Consider the following 13148-nt stretch of genomic DNA (forward strand, 5'->3'; position numbering starts at 1 on the left):
CGAAAAAATTTGACCATTGGTGCGACTGACAACATCTTGCCTCTCTGGGCTGTGCACGGGAGCTTTGAGCCATTGGCAGGGAGACCTTGTCATGCCGCTTCAGGCTTTGCCCAATGCACATGATCCTTCGGTTCTTGCGACGATCAAACTGATGTCGGGGAGGCGCATAGAAATGATGAGGCGAGTCGGGCGAATTACGCAGGAAGACTTTGCGGCAACCGTCGGGATCGGCACGCGCTGGCTGCGCGAAATCGAAGCCGGCAACCCCAAATCTCGACTCGACGATCATTTCCGCTGTGCGCATGCGCTGGGTCTCTCGACCGGGCACCTCGTCATTCCTCTCCTGTTCATCGAACACGGCCGTGTTTTCCCGCGCGGGCTTCTCGATGGTGATCTCTCGAAACTCGAAACCGTCTGCATTGACGCCATCGCGCAACATAATCTCGACACGCTCTCACGCCAGCTCCTGACGCCCGCCGCAGATGACGATGCCGATGACAAGGCGGAGGAGTGATTGCTCATGTCGCCTGGAACACGTCATGCCGAACAGGTCTACCAGGACCTCAAGCGCGCGTTGCTCTCGGGGCGCTATACGGGGTCTTCAGATCTGTCGGTCACGGACCTTGCGTCCGAATTCGGGATCAGTTCCTCGCCGATCCGCGACACGCTACACCGCATGTACGGCGAACGCCTGCTGGAAGTGGGTCATCATCATGGCTTCCGCGTCATCGGCTGGACGCCGGAAAAATTGCGCAGCTGCTATACATGGCATGGTCAACTCATTCGCCTGGCGCTCAAAGCCGGCGTGCGGGCAGATGCACGGCTTCCCATAGCGCCGGATGGTTGGCTTATCGACTACACGACGCCGGAGGCGATCATCGCGACCACCGAACGCATGTTTATCACGCTGGCGAGCATGTCCCGTTCAGAGGAGATTGTCGCGGCGATTGCCAATGCCGGCGAGCGCCTGCGCGCCGTGCGACTCCGGGAAATCGAGCGCTGGTCGGACTGTGCCGACGAGCTCAACTCTGCCAATATATTGGCAGTTTCAGGGACAGGAAAAGCCCTTTTGCAAATACTTTGGAACTATCATCGGCGGCGGATCAGGGCTGCGTCCATGTTGTGCGAGTCATGGGCAAGGGTTTGATATGGAAAGGATAACTCTCCTTCGACCAGCATCGCGACGCCTTTTCACGGTCAACGCCAACAATGCTTTCAAAATGAAAGCATATATTGCTGAATATATTTGCTGCCACGCTTAGCCTTTGACTCGCCACGAACCATGTGGCGACAGAAGGAGGCAAATATGGAACGCGAACATGAAGCCGCCGACGATGGCGTGATCGAACTGGGTGTTGCCAGCAAGGTGACCAATGGCGGCGGAGCCTTTCTGACCGACAATCCGCAAGGCCGCCAGCAGCCCGGCATCCTCGAGGACTGACAGCAACTGGCCTGGCCCGACCTTTGCAAGGCCGGGCCAAGCTACAGCCGGGTATTAGCGATGCGCAACGTCGTTCTCAAACCCCATGTCGGATATTGCGTTGCCGGGCCGCATCTGATCTTCCTCGATGCCGAGCGTGACCGCTACTGCATGCTGGCGGGCCGCCTTGAGGCGCACGTCAGAGATTGGGCGACGGGCGATATTCCCGAACCGGCTGTGATCGCGGAATTGGTCGCGACGGGCCTGTTCGAGCGCGCACCGAACAGCCGAACGGCCTCCGAATTGAGTTCGGTTCCGCGCTGCACGCGTGCTCTATGCGGTTCACATTCAACAACAGATCGAAGTCCCGGATATTGGCTTCGCTTTCTGTGGGCCTGTTCGTGCCTCGTATTCTTCAATGCCCTCAGGGACCGGCTTTCCCTGAGGATACTGTTGACCTTGTCGGGTGCGCCACGGAAGCAAAACAGGAAGCCACCTGATCCAGAGGCTCTGATTTCTTTCCTCGACTCCTTTAGCGATGCAGCTCTGCTTTTTCCCCGCAAGGACCGCTGTCTTCCGGATGCGCTCGCCCTGCGCGCATTTCTTGCCTGGCAGGCATATCCGTCCAGGATCGTGTTCGGCGTTCAGTCCGAACCCTTCCAGGCGCATTGCTGGGTTCAGTCCGACAACACCGTCCTGGTCCAGGACCTCGAAACCGTCATGGGTTTCAGCCCGATCCTTGCGCTGCCATGAACTGCGATTACTCGATCATCCTGGAGATTGGCGAGACCGCCGATACCGGTGCCGCCGAGAAAGGTGCGGCTCGTATTACGGCGAGCGCTGACCTCAGCGTTTGGCATTTAGCTGACGGCGGCATTGTCGTTGGTGATTGCTTTTCCGAACACGAGGAACGGGACGGGCTGGATACACTCCGCATGGCGGATCCGGTCGAGTTCATGCGAAACTTCGAGCGGCGATATTGGGGAAGACACGTCGTCGTCGCATCTGGTTCCGAGCCTCGCAGGACGGTGATATACCGGGACCCTTCGGGCATGATCCCGTGCTATTATCGCTGTAGCGAGGGACAAGTCGCGATTGGCACGAGCGCCGCCGATATCCTGCAGAAGACGCGGTCTCCTGCCTCGATTGATTGGACCAGCGTGGCCAATGTGTTGCTGATGCCGGATCGCCGCCGCCGGGAAAGCTGTCTGGAAGGGATTAATGAGGTATTGCCAGGAGAGATGGCGATTATCGATGATCATGGCATCCATCATCAACTTCTCTGGAACCCCTCGCATTTCTGCGGAGCGAACATCGAATGCAAATTCGAAGACGCGGTCGAACGTCTCCGGGATACCTTCGTCAATGTGATAAAGACGTGGAGTGCCCGATATCCCCGGGCAGTTATATCGATCTCAGGCGGGTTCGACTCCTCCGCGATCGCGGCGCTGGCTTCGCAGGCGGGGCATATCGGCCTCGCGCATTTCTATACGACGTCTCCGCTCGCAGATGAGCGGAGCTACGCCATGGCGTTAGCGGACCACATCTTTCAACCGATAGCGTGCCACCTGGCATCGGCCGCTGAAGTCGATCTCCGCGCCAATCTTTCCCGTCATCGGCCAAGGCCTTCGGCGCGATCCTTTACCCAAGTGTTCGACCGGATCTGCGCCGCAGAAGCGGATGTCCACGCCGCCGACGCACATTTTAACGGAGGAGGGGGCGACAACATATTCGGCATGCTCCACTCCGCCTATCCGCTGGTGGACGAATTTAAGCAAAACGGATTGACGCCAGCCTTATGGGCAACAGCAAGGAACATTTGCGTTGTAACCGGTACATCGCTCCCGATGGTTTTGCGACAGGCCGTCAGAGCGGCATGGAAACGAGACCTGCTGGTCACCTGGCCGTCAAATGGGGACCTGCTGACGCCATACGCACGCTCATTGCTCGATCAGGAGCCCCATCCGTGGCTTGTCGCGACCGGGGCATGTACGCCGGGCCAAAAGCAGCATGTCAGGAGCGTCACCAGGGCGACGGCCTCGACCGACCACATCAATATCGCAGACGATCGGCCCACGATCTACCCTCTCTTGTCTCGCCCGCTTGTAGAGCTTTGCCTCTCCTTCCCGATCTGGTTCTGGTTCTCGGGTGGCCATGACCGAGCTTTGGCGCGCGCGGCGATGCGGCCGTTTCTTCCCGGAATGGTGACGAACCGAGTCGGAAAAGGCGCTTTTGACGGCTTCCTTCATCAGATATGGACCCGCTCTCGTGGAGAGATCATCGCCGATTTGCAGTGCGGCTGCCTTGCCAGCCACGGCCTCGTTGACCCAAGAGCAATCGCCAGTCTCGAAGATGCATCGAACAATTCGCTCGCCAAGCCAACACGAATCCTCCACCTGCACGAAGTTGAGATGTGGTGCAGAGCATGGGCATGATCCCATGCTCGGAACTCACCGTTTTGCCGAACCCGATAGGTCGAAATGGTGCGCAAGCCATTCGATGTTCCGATTGTAGATCGCCATACGATGCGCCGGGTGGAGCTTCACATGACCTTCGTCGGGATAGACGTAGAGTTCGATCGGCCATCCACGACGTTTGAGCTCGCGATAGGTCGCGAGGCCCATGCGAAATTCACTGGATGCCGCCTGTATCAACATGGGGACGGGTTTCGCCTCGTCAGCATCCGAGAGCGATCCGATACGCCAGAATTCCTTACCCGCCGCATGATTTTGTGGGTATCCCATGCGGACATAGAAATCCTCGTAGCTCTCTCCCGACTGTTGCAGCATGGCCTCGTCTTCACAGCATGTGCTCAGGATAGCGGCTGAGAAAAGCCCTGTATTGGCAAGCGCAAAGGTCGCCGTCACGGCACCGTCGCTCTGCCCCGTGATCGCAACCCGCGCAGGATCGATCACGCCATCACGGTCCAGTTGACCGATGATCGTGGTCAGAGATGAAAGGATGTTCCTCCTGTCGGCGAAATCCTCCATGCTTAGTCGAAGATATTCGTCCTCGCCGACTGGATGATCGACCTCAGGCAACCAAGGCGTGCGATTGAAGCTCAATACGGCGAACCCGTGCGCCGCCAGCGTCTGGATCGGATATTCGTCGCCGGTGCCGCCCCGGAGAAAACCCCGGGATTCATATTGAACGATCACCAACGGCAGGCGGCGATCGCCCTTATACTGCCGCGGCAGCACGAGATCGCCATAGGTCTTGACGCCCGCCGTATTCGCCCATTCGAGCCGGCGGACGATACCTGCCTCGGCGGCTGGATATTCCGGGTTGGGATCGAAGATGACGCGCCTCGATCCATTGCGCACCGAAACAGCGACGAGATGTCGCGGAGAGGCGGACGTCTCCTGAGCGCAGATGATCCCCTCACCACCTTCTCGACAGCCGAAAAGCGCGTCCGTCGTGGCCAACAGCAGGCGAGGGCGGCCACGCCCTGGCCTCCACGCGTAAAACTGGGTCAGACTGCCGTCGACGCCGGCGCGCCTCTGAAAGACGAGCACCTCACGCGGTAGCCACCAGAGATTGGCGATGCCGTTGCAGGCGTCATAGCTGCAGGGTAGCACCTTCGGCCCGGCTCGCACGTGCAACATCGCCGGGGAGAAGAGGCCATCGTCGGATGGTGCGCTCCAGGCCATAGTGTCGCCAAGCCTCGCGAAGGCAGTGCTGCCGGCAGGCCGGTCGGCATCCGGATGCAACGCCCCCTTATCCGCCTCTTGCACTGCTTCCGGCGCCCCGCTCGATGGGTCGATCGCTCGTGCGACAAGCGGAATATCAGCTGGCGGCATGGGGATGTCGCTCGAAAGCGGCCAGAAGCGCCCATCGAACCGAAAGCCGCTCAATCCCTCGGTTGCGATTGCCTTGCGCGCCTCCGTTAAGCCCGGGCGACTTTCATAAAGAAGCCGTGCGCCGTCTATAGACCATGCCAGTCTCTCGATATCGACATTGCTGACCAGTTTTCGGCTGGAGACATGACGAACGAAATCATGAATCCAGATCTCGGATCGGTCCGAAAAGAACTTCGTGTAGGCGAGGAACCGGCCGTCGGGGCTCCATCTTATGGTCACTTGTTTTGGAGTGCCCAAGGGCAGTCCGCTGATCCCGTAGCGGCTGGACGTCGCCGCGACGACATCTCCACCATCGTCTAGCACGGTCGGATTTCCCGTACCGGCGATCGGCACGATTAGCAGCGCGGTGCAGTAAGAGTCGCTGGACGGATCAGCCTGACGCAGTTGAAGGACGACTGTGCGTCCATCGGGGGATAGGACGAAGGGTTCGGAGGGAGCCCCAAGGCCGACGCCACCAAAATCCCGTATCCGTATCAAGTCTTCCGTGCTGATTGGACCTGGGGTTCGCTTTGCAGCCGATGCGGAGAGAGAGCATTGCCTGCTTTCCGCCCAGACGCTTGGCGCAAGCAACAACAAGGTAGCAGCAATACAAATCCGCACGGCATGGCTGGATGCCGTGCGAATCTGAAATGCGGCTTTCAAATAAGCGCGCATGTCCGCGGTCCTTACCAATCCTTTGAGATCGTGAAGCTGATGAAGCGGCCAATTGGCGAGAAGTTGGTCGAATCATAGTTCACATAATAGCTGTAGCCGCCACTTGGGGCCGCATAGGGCGGGCGCTGGTTAAAGACATTCTGCGCGCTAAGCTGCAACGACAAGCCGCCGAGCACGGATGTACCTTTCGGGAACGCGACTCTCGCCGAAAGATCAAAAGTCGTCATCGAGCCGATCGCCACGGACGGTGACGAGCGGGTGTCTTCGAGACCCGCGACATGGTTCAAATAGGCGCCAAGAGTCCATTTCTGGTCAGACCAGATCATGCTTCCGCGCGCTCGTAGACGCGCCGGGTTGAAAATCGTCCCGGCAAGCTGGAGTTCGCCCATATCGGCATTGATCACCTGCCGAGACCAAAGCCATGACGCATTGCCGCTGATCGTCAGCGATGATGTGTCCCTCAAATCCAATTGATACTCGGCGGACAAATCCACGCCATGGATGTTTTGCCGAGCGGCATTGACATAGCGATCGGACAAGATGGCAATTGTCTGGCTGGTGCCGCTGCCGCCGCTGTAGTCATAATATCTCGCCGCAGAGGCGATGAGCTGCTGCACTTGCTCCGCCGTTGGGTCGTAGCTGACAAACCCAGCGTAGATGGGATTGGAGAGGGCACTAAAAAGCTGCGCTCCTGACACCGGCTGGACGATACGGTCTTTGTAGGCAACTTCGAAATAGCTGACCGATGCCCTGAAGTCGCTCAGCCACGACGGGTGAATGTCGAGCGTCGCGGACCAGTTCTCCGCTCGCTCCGGCTTGAGATCGACATTGCCCCCGTAATCGATCAAGACAGTCGAGCCAGCCGGGTAACCGGAAGCGCCCACCCAAGTTGCGGGATATTGATATGTCTGGTGCTGCTGAAACTGTTGGGATAGTATTGGCACTTTGAACGATTGTCCCCAGCTCACCTTGATGTCGATATCTGCGCTTGGCGCGTAGATGAGGCCGAGTTTCGGAACGGCAACCGACGCCGTGCCTGGATAATATTCGTAACGCATCGCCGCGCTGGCTTTGAGCCTATGTGCCCATGGCTGATGATCCTGCGGTTCGACTAAGGGCAGCGCTGCCTCGCCAAAGCCGTAATAGCTTTTAACAGACCCGTGCGTCGATTTTTCCTCATACATATTATAGCGGTAGCCGCCGCCAAGCACGAGTTCGATCGGTCGGACGGTGAAGCCCTTCAGGCTGCCTGAAAGGTAAGATTCTGCTGTCACCAGCCTATTAAAGTAACTTCCAATAGCGTTGTAAGTTAGGTCATCATCCTCAAATTCACGTTCGTCATATTTAGAATTACTCTGTCCGTAGGTTCCGGAGAGATTGAAGTCCCAACCGGACGCGATGCTGACACGAAGTGACGGGGTAATGGAGTAGGATGTGACATCCGGGCGTTGTTCATACTTTAAACCATAATCGGTTAGCTGGTTTATGAAGGATGTGCGCCGGCTATAGGTCCCATCAAGATGGAACTCGACGCTGGCTCCAAGGGCCTGACGTAAGCCGACGACCACGCTGTCCTGATGAGTCTGCGGATAGAGCGAGCTCTCGCTGGGCATTTCGGACGCGTAAGAGCGATCACGGGCGTAAATTCCGCTGTTGGTTTTACGCTCATACGCGGCGGTTAAACTACCGGTTGTCCAGCGCTTCCCCATCGCTGCACTATATTGCTGAAGAAAATCGCCTCCATCAGTGGCGCCGCCGAGAGTCGCCGCCAGCGAGGCGCCGTCATAATCCTGTTTCAGGATGATATTGACCACGCCACCAACCGCATCGGACCCGTAAACAGCGGATGCTCCATCGGCGACGATTTCCATTCGATCCACGGCGGCTAAAGGTATCGCCCCGAGATCGACGGCTTGCACGAAGGATCCATAGGACAAGCGGTGACCGTTGAGCAATGTCAGTGTGGCGTCGCCGCCCAACCCACGAAGATTGGCAGTCGAACTCGAGTCCATGTTTTGATTTGTGACGCCGCTAGCGCCCCAGCCCACGCCTGGGTTCTGACCGCCACCAAAATTTTGCGAGACGGACCGAATTGCTTGGCCCAAGTCCAATTGGCCAGCGAGCACCATCTCGTCAGCGCCAAAGCGAATAGTGGGTGATGCTGTCTCTGCAGTAGCAATACGCGATCCGGTAACAACAATATCATTGTCGTTTCCCACTCTGTCCCGCACGATGAGTGCGCCGTCGATTACGTCTGCAGTCAAGGAAGTTCCGGCGAGTAAACGCTTTGCAGCTTCCTCGATCGTGTAGATTCCCTTGAGGCGCTTTGACTTCTTGCCTCGCAACGGCTCTGCGGGAGCCGAAAACTCGAGGCCACCCTCCCGCGCAACTTGGCGAAGGGCTTCGGTAAGCGATTGGGCCGAGAGATCGAAATCCACAGACTTGTCCGCCTGTGCGGAAGCAGGAGAAGTTGCGATCAACGCACTGACCGCAATGCTTACAAGAAAACCGCTACGAACCGCTCGCATGTCTATCCCCCAAGACCTGATGAAAAGCGCATCGCTGGATGCGTTCAGTGGGTCAGACGGGAGAAACTCCGAAATGAGCGGCGGGGACGCTACTTCTTGAGAATGATCTTGTCGTTACCTTGAAACTCCACGGTCAGACCGAGAGAACGGGCAAGATGTTTGGCCACATTCTGTGGATTGCGGATATGCAGATCAGCGCTCACGCGCATGTTGGCGATCCCGGGCGTATCCGCAACAAGTTGTGCCTGCGAATAGAGGTTCACTTCAGCTAATATCGAACCTACGGTTTCGTCATTATAACTCTTCACGCCGGTCACCCACTGTCCTTCATTCGCCGGCGCAGGTTCGGGAACGGCAGGTATCTCCTGCGCGGCAGGCGGAGAATAGCGCAATCTCTCTCCGGGTTCGAGATATCGTTTCACAACCGGACCATCGCCCCGTTGGGGCTGACAAGGCGGTGTGACGGCGACCTTTCCTTCGAAAAGCACGACATTCACCTTGCATTGGGCGCGCCGTTCCACATCGAATACGGTTCCAAGCGCTGTCGTGGAACCGCCGTCAGCCATTACGGTGAACGGCCGGGAACGGTCGTGCGCCACTTCAAAATGTACTCGCCCATGGTCCAGTTCGAGATTCCGTCGGTCTGATCGCATCCATACCAGCAGGCGGCTGTCGCTATCGAGCGTTACCATGGATCCATCGGCAAGTGTGACCTTGCGAACCTCTCCCCTTTTCGTACTGAGCACGAGCGGGTCGTCCTGCACGCGACCGCCTCCTACCGCGACCTCTCGCTGTCCCTGGGGCTGGCCTGCTTCCTTCTTGAAGCCCAATAGGCTGATGACCAGCAGGCCTATCACCGAGGCGGCCACTGCCAGTTTCCAAAGCCGTTGATCCGAACGTCCAGTCTGGCCGGCCATTTCGTTAGAACGGAGGCTCTTGCCGGCGGGATCGAGACGGATCAAGGCAGCTTCGACCCTGTCGTATGCAGCCCGATGTTCGGGAGACTCAGCGCACCAGCGCATAGCCTGAGCCAGCGATTCGGGATCCTTTTGCCCCTCCAGCACCCAAAGCATCGCCTGATCGTCGATGGAAAGTTCGGGTTCGTGCCCTTCCGTCATCGGTTTTCCATCCGTGTCATCAGATGGCCCAATGTTTTGAGCATGTTCCTCTTCACCGCCCACTCGCTCAACCCCATGCGCTTTCCGATATCTCGAAAACTATAGCCGTCAACGCGGTTGAGGAGGAATATCTCTCGATCAAGTGGCTCAAGATCCAGCAGCAGCTTTTCACAGAAGGCGAGGTCCTCACGCGCAGCCAATGCGCGGTGCTGGTCTGAATCGCCTGGAATTTCCTCAGCATCGGACAAGGGGCTTTTGGATCTGGCGACGCGGGTCGAAGAACGGTCTACCCAATCACGTAGCAGGTTGGTCGCGATACGCCGGAGATAGTGCTGCGGCGAGGTCAGCATTTTTGCGGCGCCGCTCCGAACAAACCGCAGAAAGGTTTCCTGCGCGAGTTCATCGGCTTCGGCGCGCGTGACCGAGTTCCGGTAAAAGTAGCGCACCAGTCGGGGGTTCTCTTCGCGATAGAGGCGGACGATCAGGTCGTCGTCGCTGGCCGCTTGTGCAGCATCGCTACCCGGGCGGACGTCATTGGCCATGGCATATGCTCGCCGCCGGCCAAGCCGACAATCCCGACGTCATATTGCCATCGACCGCCTCGATCACCGCGGCCGCATTGCCCTGATTTTCCGATTGATCTCTTCGCCCCATTCGCCGCACCTATGTCCACTCGGAGCGACGGCCGAAGCCGGATGTTGGAAACCTGTTCACCACAGGCGCATGCGCCTTTACCGTTGCCGGCTGGACATACGCACATGCCACCCGGCCCCAAAAATGTGACCGAGCCATGGTGAAAGGGGTTTCCACGCCCCACTCCCAGATTTCATGGGAGCGTCAGCATTTGTGCATGGGAACTGCGCGGAGGCAAGAGCTAATTGACAGCCGGTGCATCGAACACCACGCGGTTTGATCTGGCTGAAGTTTGAGCGGCAATATCACCAGGCCGCTCGCCCTGCCAACTGTCAATGACAGCATCAGCGGTTGTGGCGCCGGGATAAGCACGGGAGTGCTTCTCGGCTAAGGTCCAAATTTCCTGACCAGTGGATATGGACATGTCGTCGAATATTCGATAAATTGTTCATATTCACTGGACATAAAATAATGTTGAAATATGAGGCTGAAGAACGCGAGCTGCTGGACGGCCTGATCGACGCGATCGGTACCCTACCAGACGGCCATGCCGAAATCGATGGGCGAGAGGTTGCAATCGGGCCGCATGGGCGGGTCGATGCGCTGATCGACGCCAGGATCGGCGCGCACGAGCTCCAGCTCCTTGTTGAAGCCAAACGCGAAGGGTTTCCACGCGATGTTCGCGAAACCGTCTGGCAATTGCGCAACCACCTCGCGCACATGCCGTCGGCAGATCGCGAAATCCTGCCTTTCTTTATCGCGCGCGCCATCTCTCCTGGCGCGCGCAACATTCTGCGTGAAGAGCGGGTTGGTTTCTACGACCTTGGCGGATCACTCTATATTCCCGCCCGCCATGCCTTCGTCTATATCGACCGCCCCGTACCGAAGAAAAATGCCAAGATCTTCGCTTCCCTGTTCCAGGGGCAGAAGGCACGTGTCGTTCAGGCCGTGTTTGATCGCCGATCCAACTGGCTCAGTGTCAAGGAACTGGCAGAATCGACCGAAGTGTCACCGGCTACCGTTTCAGCGACCCTCGGCGAACTGGAGCGGCGTGAATGGGTCGACGTCGAAGGCGCCGGCCCCTCCAAATTGCGGCGTCTGCGCTCAGCCAAGGCGTTGGTCGACGCATGGTCCAGCTACGTCGCCGATCAGAAGCCCCCGAAACTCACGCGCTATTATGTTCCTGGCAGCAACGCGCTTGAACTCGCCCAGCAACTGGACCTGGCATGCCGGGATGCCGACGCGGCCTATGCCGTGACGGCCGAAGCTGCCGCCCAGCTTTATGCGCCTTACCTGTCGAGTATCTCACAGGTGAAGTGCCGGATCGAACCGGGCCGCCGACAGGAGGAGGCGCTGGAACGATTGAATGCGCGCCCGGTCAGCGAAGGCTGGAACCTCGGGCTTCTCGAGACCCGCGCACGAGGCGATGTCACCGTGGCGGAAAGCATCGGGAACGTGCGACTCGCTTCGCCGTTGCAAGTCTATCTCGACTTGCTGCAAGGCTCCGGTCGCTCTCGTGAGATGGCCGCGCACCTACGGTCGGAAAGGCTCGAGGCGTAATGACCAAGCCCCAGACGATCGGCGCCTACGGCACCGCCGTAACAGAGGCATGCGAACGCGTGCTGGTGACCCTGCTGCGCGGTCTTGGTCCATGGAAGGATTCGGTCTTCCTGGTAGGTGGACTGGCGCCTCGATACCTGGTCACCGCGCGTCCGCCCAAGGTGCCGGCTCACGCCGGTACCGGCGATGTCGATGTCGTCGTCGATGTCGGCATCCTCACGAACACCGAGGCCTACAGCACGCTCGAAGAGAATCTCAAGGCAATGAAATTCGAGCGCGCCGAGAATGACAAAGGCGCCAAGCAGTCCTGGCGTTGGCAGACGGAGATCGACGGCGGCGCCAGGATGATTCTCGAATTCCTCGCGGATTCGCCGGAACTGGGTGGAGGGAAGGTCCAGGAACTGCCGACAGAAGGCAATGTCACCGCGATCAACATTCCGCATGCATCGATGGTGTTCGACCTGCATGGACGCATCGAGATCACGGCGGATCTGCTGAATGGCGGCGGCCGGGCCACCGAGATCATCCGCTATGCCGACATCGTCAGCTTCACCTGCCTGAAGGCGTTCGCTTACGACCAGCGCCATGAGCGCAAGGACGCGCATGATCTTGTCTATTGCATCGAACATCATGACGGTGGCCTCGAGGCCGTCCACAACGCATTCCACCAGGCGCTCGAAGGCAAGCATGCCGACGTCATCCGCGAGGCGATCGCTCGTCTCACAGCCCGTTTTCGCGACCCCAATCCCGACGAGAGCTATCTGCGCGATGGGCCCGTTGCCGTTGCCCGGTTCGAGGACGACGAGGTCGATGTCGAGGTCGAAGACGAATTGCGCAACGCCCGGCTTCTCCGCCAAAGGCGCGCTGCGGATGTCATGGCCGCATTTCTCGGTCCCTGGCTGAACTGACGAGCCGCCAGCGTCTGCACGACCCACGCCTCGATGTTTCTCCCGCCTGCTTCGGCGCCGCCTGCTTCGGCGCCGTCTGCGACGCTGTGCCGCCACAACATGTGCCGAGATCCGCGCGGATCCTCAGCGATGTGGTACTGCTACGAGAAGCGCATCAAATAGGCGGTGCCGGGACATTTCACTCCCCGAACTTCCGCTGGCAGTCGACGCAGCTCTAGCGGCGGGCGAACAGTGCATCGAAAAGACGTTCGGCTTCTTCCCGCCCCTCGGGCGTCAGTTCGACGGAGCGCGCCTTACCGACCGGATTGGTGATGAACCCAGACTGATAGAGCCGCTCCATCGCGTCCCAGTCAAAGCCTTTCCAGGCAATCCCCGTGCCGCGCAAATTATTCCACAGCAGCGCGAGCACCGCCTCGTCGATCCGGCCCGTATCGATATTATCGCTCATCCCAAATCGACCTTGTATC

At 58.7% G+C, this 13148-nt stretch carries 12 protein-coding genes; 7 read left to right on the forward strand and 5 right to left on the reverse strand.

What is annotated here, in order from left to right; genetic code table 11:
- The first annotated feature begins 91 nt into the window (after window positions 1-91).
- From A7Q26_RS02960 to A7Q26_RS02975, 5 genes are all read left to right on the forward strand, one after another.
- The gene (locus tag A7Q26_RS02960) at window positions 92-514 is read left to right on the forward strand and encodes a transcriptional regulator (protein ID WP_066856403.1); all 423 of its coding nucleotides are present in this window, start codon (window positions 92-94) and stop codon (window positions 512-514) included.
- A 6-nt stretch (window positions 515-520) separates the two neighbouring features.
- The gene (locus A7Q26_RS02965; RefSeq protein WP_066856406.1) at window positions 521-1147 is read left to right on the forward strand and encodes a GntR family transcriptional regulator; all 627 of its coding nucleotides are present in this window, start codon (window positions 521-523) and stop codon (window positions 1145-1147) included.
- A 159-nt stretch (window positions 1148-1306) separates the two neighbouring features.
- Window positions 1307-1441 carry a benenodin family lasso peptide gene (locus tag A7Q26_RS25000; protein ID WP_198162816.1) on the forward strand — a complete coding sequence of 45 codons (135 nt, stop codon included), beginning with the start codon at window positions 1307-1309 and terminating at the stop codon, window positions 1439-1441.
- 60 nt (window positions 1442-1501) lie between these two features.
- A complete protein-coding gene (locus A7Q26_RS24425; protein WP_084438957.1) occupies window positions 1502-2173 on the forward strand; it encodes a lasso peptide biosynthesis B2 protein in 672 nt (223 codons plus the stop codon).
- Entirely contained in the window at window positions 2170-3855 is a 1686-nt protein-coding gene (locus tag A7Q26_RS02975; RefSeq protein WP_084438958.1) for an asparagine synthase-related protein, read from the forward strand. The genes A7Q26_RS24425 and A7Q26_RS02975 overlap by 4 nt, the downstream gene beginning before the upstream one ends.
- Window positions 3856-3870: 15 nt before the next feature.
- Here the strand turns inward: A7Q26_RS02975 and A7Q26_RS02980 are convergent, their stop codons facing one another.
- The 4 genes from A7Q26_RS02980 to A7Q26_RS02995 all read right to left on the reverse strand — a co-directional run bounded on the left by A7Q26_RS02980 (window position 3871) and on the right by A7Q26_RS02995 (window position 10122).
- Window positions 3871-5934 (reverse strand): Atxe2 family lasso peptide isopeptidase, encoded by a 2064-nt coding sequence (locus tag A7Q26_RS02980; RefSeq protein WP_084438959.1) that lies wholly within the window; start codon window positions 5932-5934, stop codon window positions 3871-3873.
- 11 nt (window positions 5935-5945) lie between these two features.
- Window positions 5946-8462 (reverse strand): TonB-dependent receptor, encoded by a 2517-nt coding sequence (locus tag A7Q26_RS02985; RefSeq protein ID WP_066856415.1) that lies wholly within the window; start codon window positions 8460-8462, stop codon window positions 5946-5948.
- Between the two features lie 89 nt (window positions 8463-8551).
- Window positions 8552-9580 carry a FecR family protein gene (locus A7Q26_RS02990; RefSeq protein WP_066856418.1) on the reverse strand — a complete coding sequence of 343 codons (1029 nt, stop codon included), beginning with the start codon at window positions 9578-9580 and terminating at the stop codon, window positions 8552-8554.
- Entirely contained in the window at window positions 9577-10122 is a 546-nt protein-coding gene (locus A7Q26_RS02995; RefSeq protein ID WP_066856421.1) for an RNA polymerase sigma factor, read from the reverse strand. Before A7Q26_RS02995 ends, A7Q26_RS02990 begins: the two co-directional genes overlap by 4 nt.
- Before the next feature lie 562 nt (window positions 10123-10684).
- On the opposite strand from A7Q26_RS02995, the gene A7Q26_RS03000 reads away from it, so the two are divergent.
- Both A7Q26_RS03000 and A7Q26_RS03005 read left to right on the forward strand, forming a co-directional pair.
- Entirely contained in the window at window positions 10685-11773 is a 1089-nt protein-coding gene (locus A7Q26_RS03000; RefSeq protein ID WP_066856424.1) for a type IV toxin-antitoxin system AbiEi family antitoxin, read from the forward strand.
- Window positions 11774-11838: 65 nt separating this feature from the next.
- Window positions 11839-12681, forward strand: coding sequence for an antitoxin (locus A7Q26_RS03005; protein WP_232313653.1), 843 nt, complete (start codon window positions 11839-11841; stop codon window positions 12679-12681).
- A 214-nt stretch (window positions 12682-12895) separates the two neighbouring features.
- Here A7Q26_RS03005 and A7Q26_RS03010 read toward each other — a convergent pair whose 3' ends face one another.
- Complete coding sequence (locus A7Q26_RS03010) at window positions 12896-13129, reverse strand: DUF6429 family protein (protein ID WP_066856430.1); 234 nt, start codon at window positions 13127-13129, stop codon at window positions 12896-12898.
- Window positions 13130-13148: the final 19 nt, after the last annotated feature.

This window comes from Sphingobium sp. TCM1 (assembly GCF_001650725.1).
Taxonomy (GTDB): Bacteria; Pseudomonadota; Alphaproteobacteria; order Sphingomonadales; family Sphingomonadaceae; genus Sphingobium.

Bases quoted from the DNA above. Each gene is read 5' to 3' on its own strand.
- A7Q26_RS02965 (WP_066856406.1), top strand. From the start codon at position 521: ATGTCGCCTGGAACACGTCATGCCGAACAGGTCTACCAGGACCTCAAG.
- A7Q26_RS02990 (WP_066856418.1), bottom strand. From the start codon at position 9,580: ATGACGGAAGGGCACGAACCCGAACTTTCCATCGACGATCAGGCGATG.
- A7Q26_RS02975 (WP_084438958.1), top strand. From the start codon at position 2,170: ATGAACTGCGATTACTCGATCATCCTGGAGATTGGCGAGACCGCCGAT.
- A7Q26_RS03010 (WP_066856430.1), bottom strand. From the start codon at position 13,129: ATGAGCGATAATATCGATACGGGCCGGATCGACGAGGCGGTGCTCGCG.
- A7Q26_RS02995 (WP_066856421.1), bottom strand. From the start codon at position 10,122: ATGGCCAATGACGTCCGCCCGGGTAGCGATGCTGCACAAGCGGCCAGC.
- A7Q26_RS02980 (WP_084438959.1), bottom strand. From the start codon at position 5,934: ATGCGCGCTTATTTGAAAGCCGCATTTCAGATTCGCACGGCATCCAGC.
- A7Q26_RS02960 (WP_066856403.1), top strand. From the start codon at position 92: ATGCCGCTTCAGGCTTTGCCCAATGCACATGATCCTTCGGTTCTTGCG.
- A7Q26_RS02985 (WP_066856415.1), bottom strand. From the start codon at position 8,462: ATGCGAGCGGTTCGTAGCGGTTTTCTTGTAAGCATTGCGGTCAGTGCG.
- A7Q26_RS24425 (WP_084438957.1), top strand. From the start codon at position 1,502: ATGCGCAACGTCGTTCTCAAACCCCATGTCGGATATTGCGTTGCCGGG.
- A7Q26_RS03000 (WP_066856424.1), top strand. From the start codon at position 10,685: ATGTTGAAATATGAGGCTGAAGAACGCGAGCTGCTGGACGGCCTGATC.
- A7Q26_RS25000 (WP_198162816.1), top strand. From the start codon at position 1,307: ATGGAACGCGAACATGAAGCCGCCGACGATGGCGTGATCGAACTGGGT.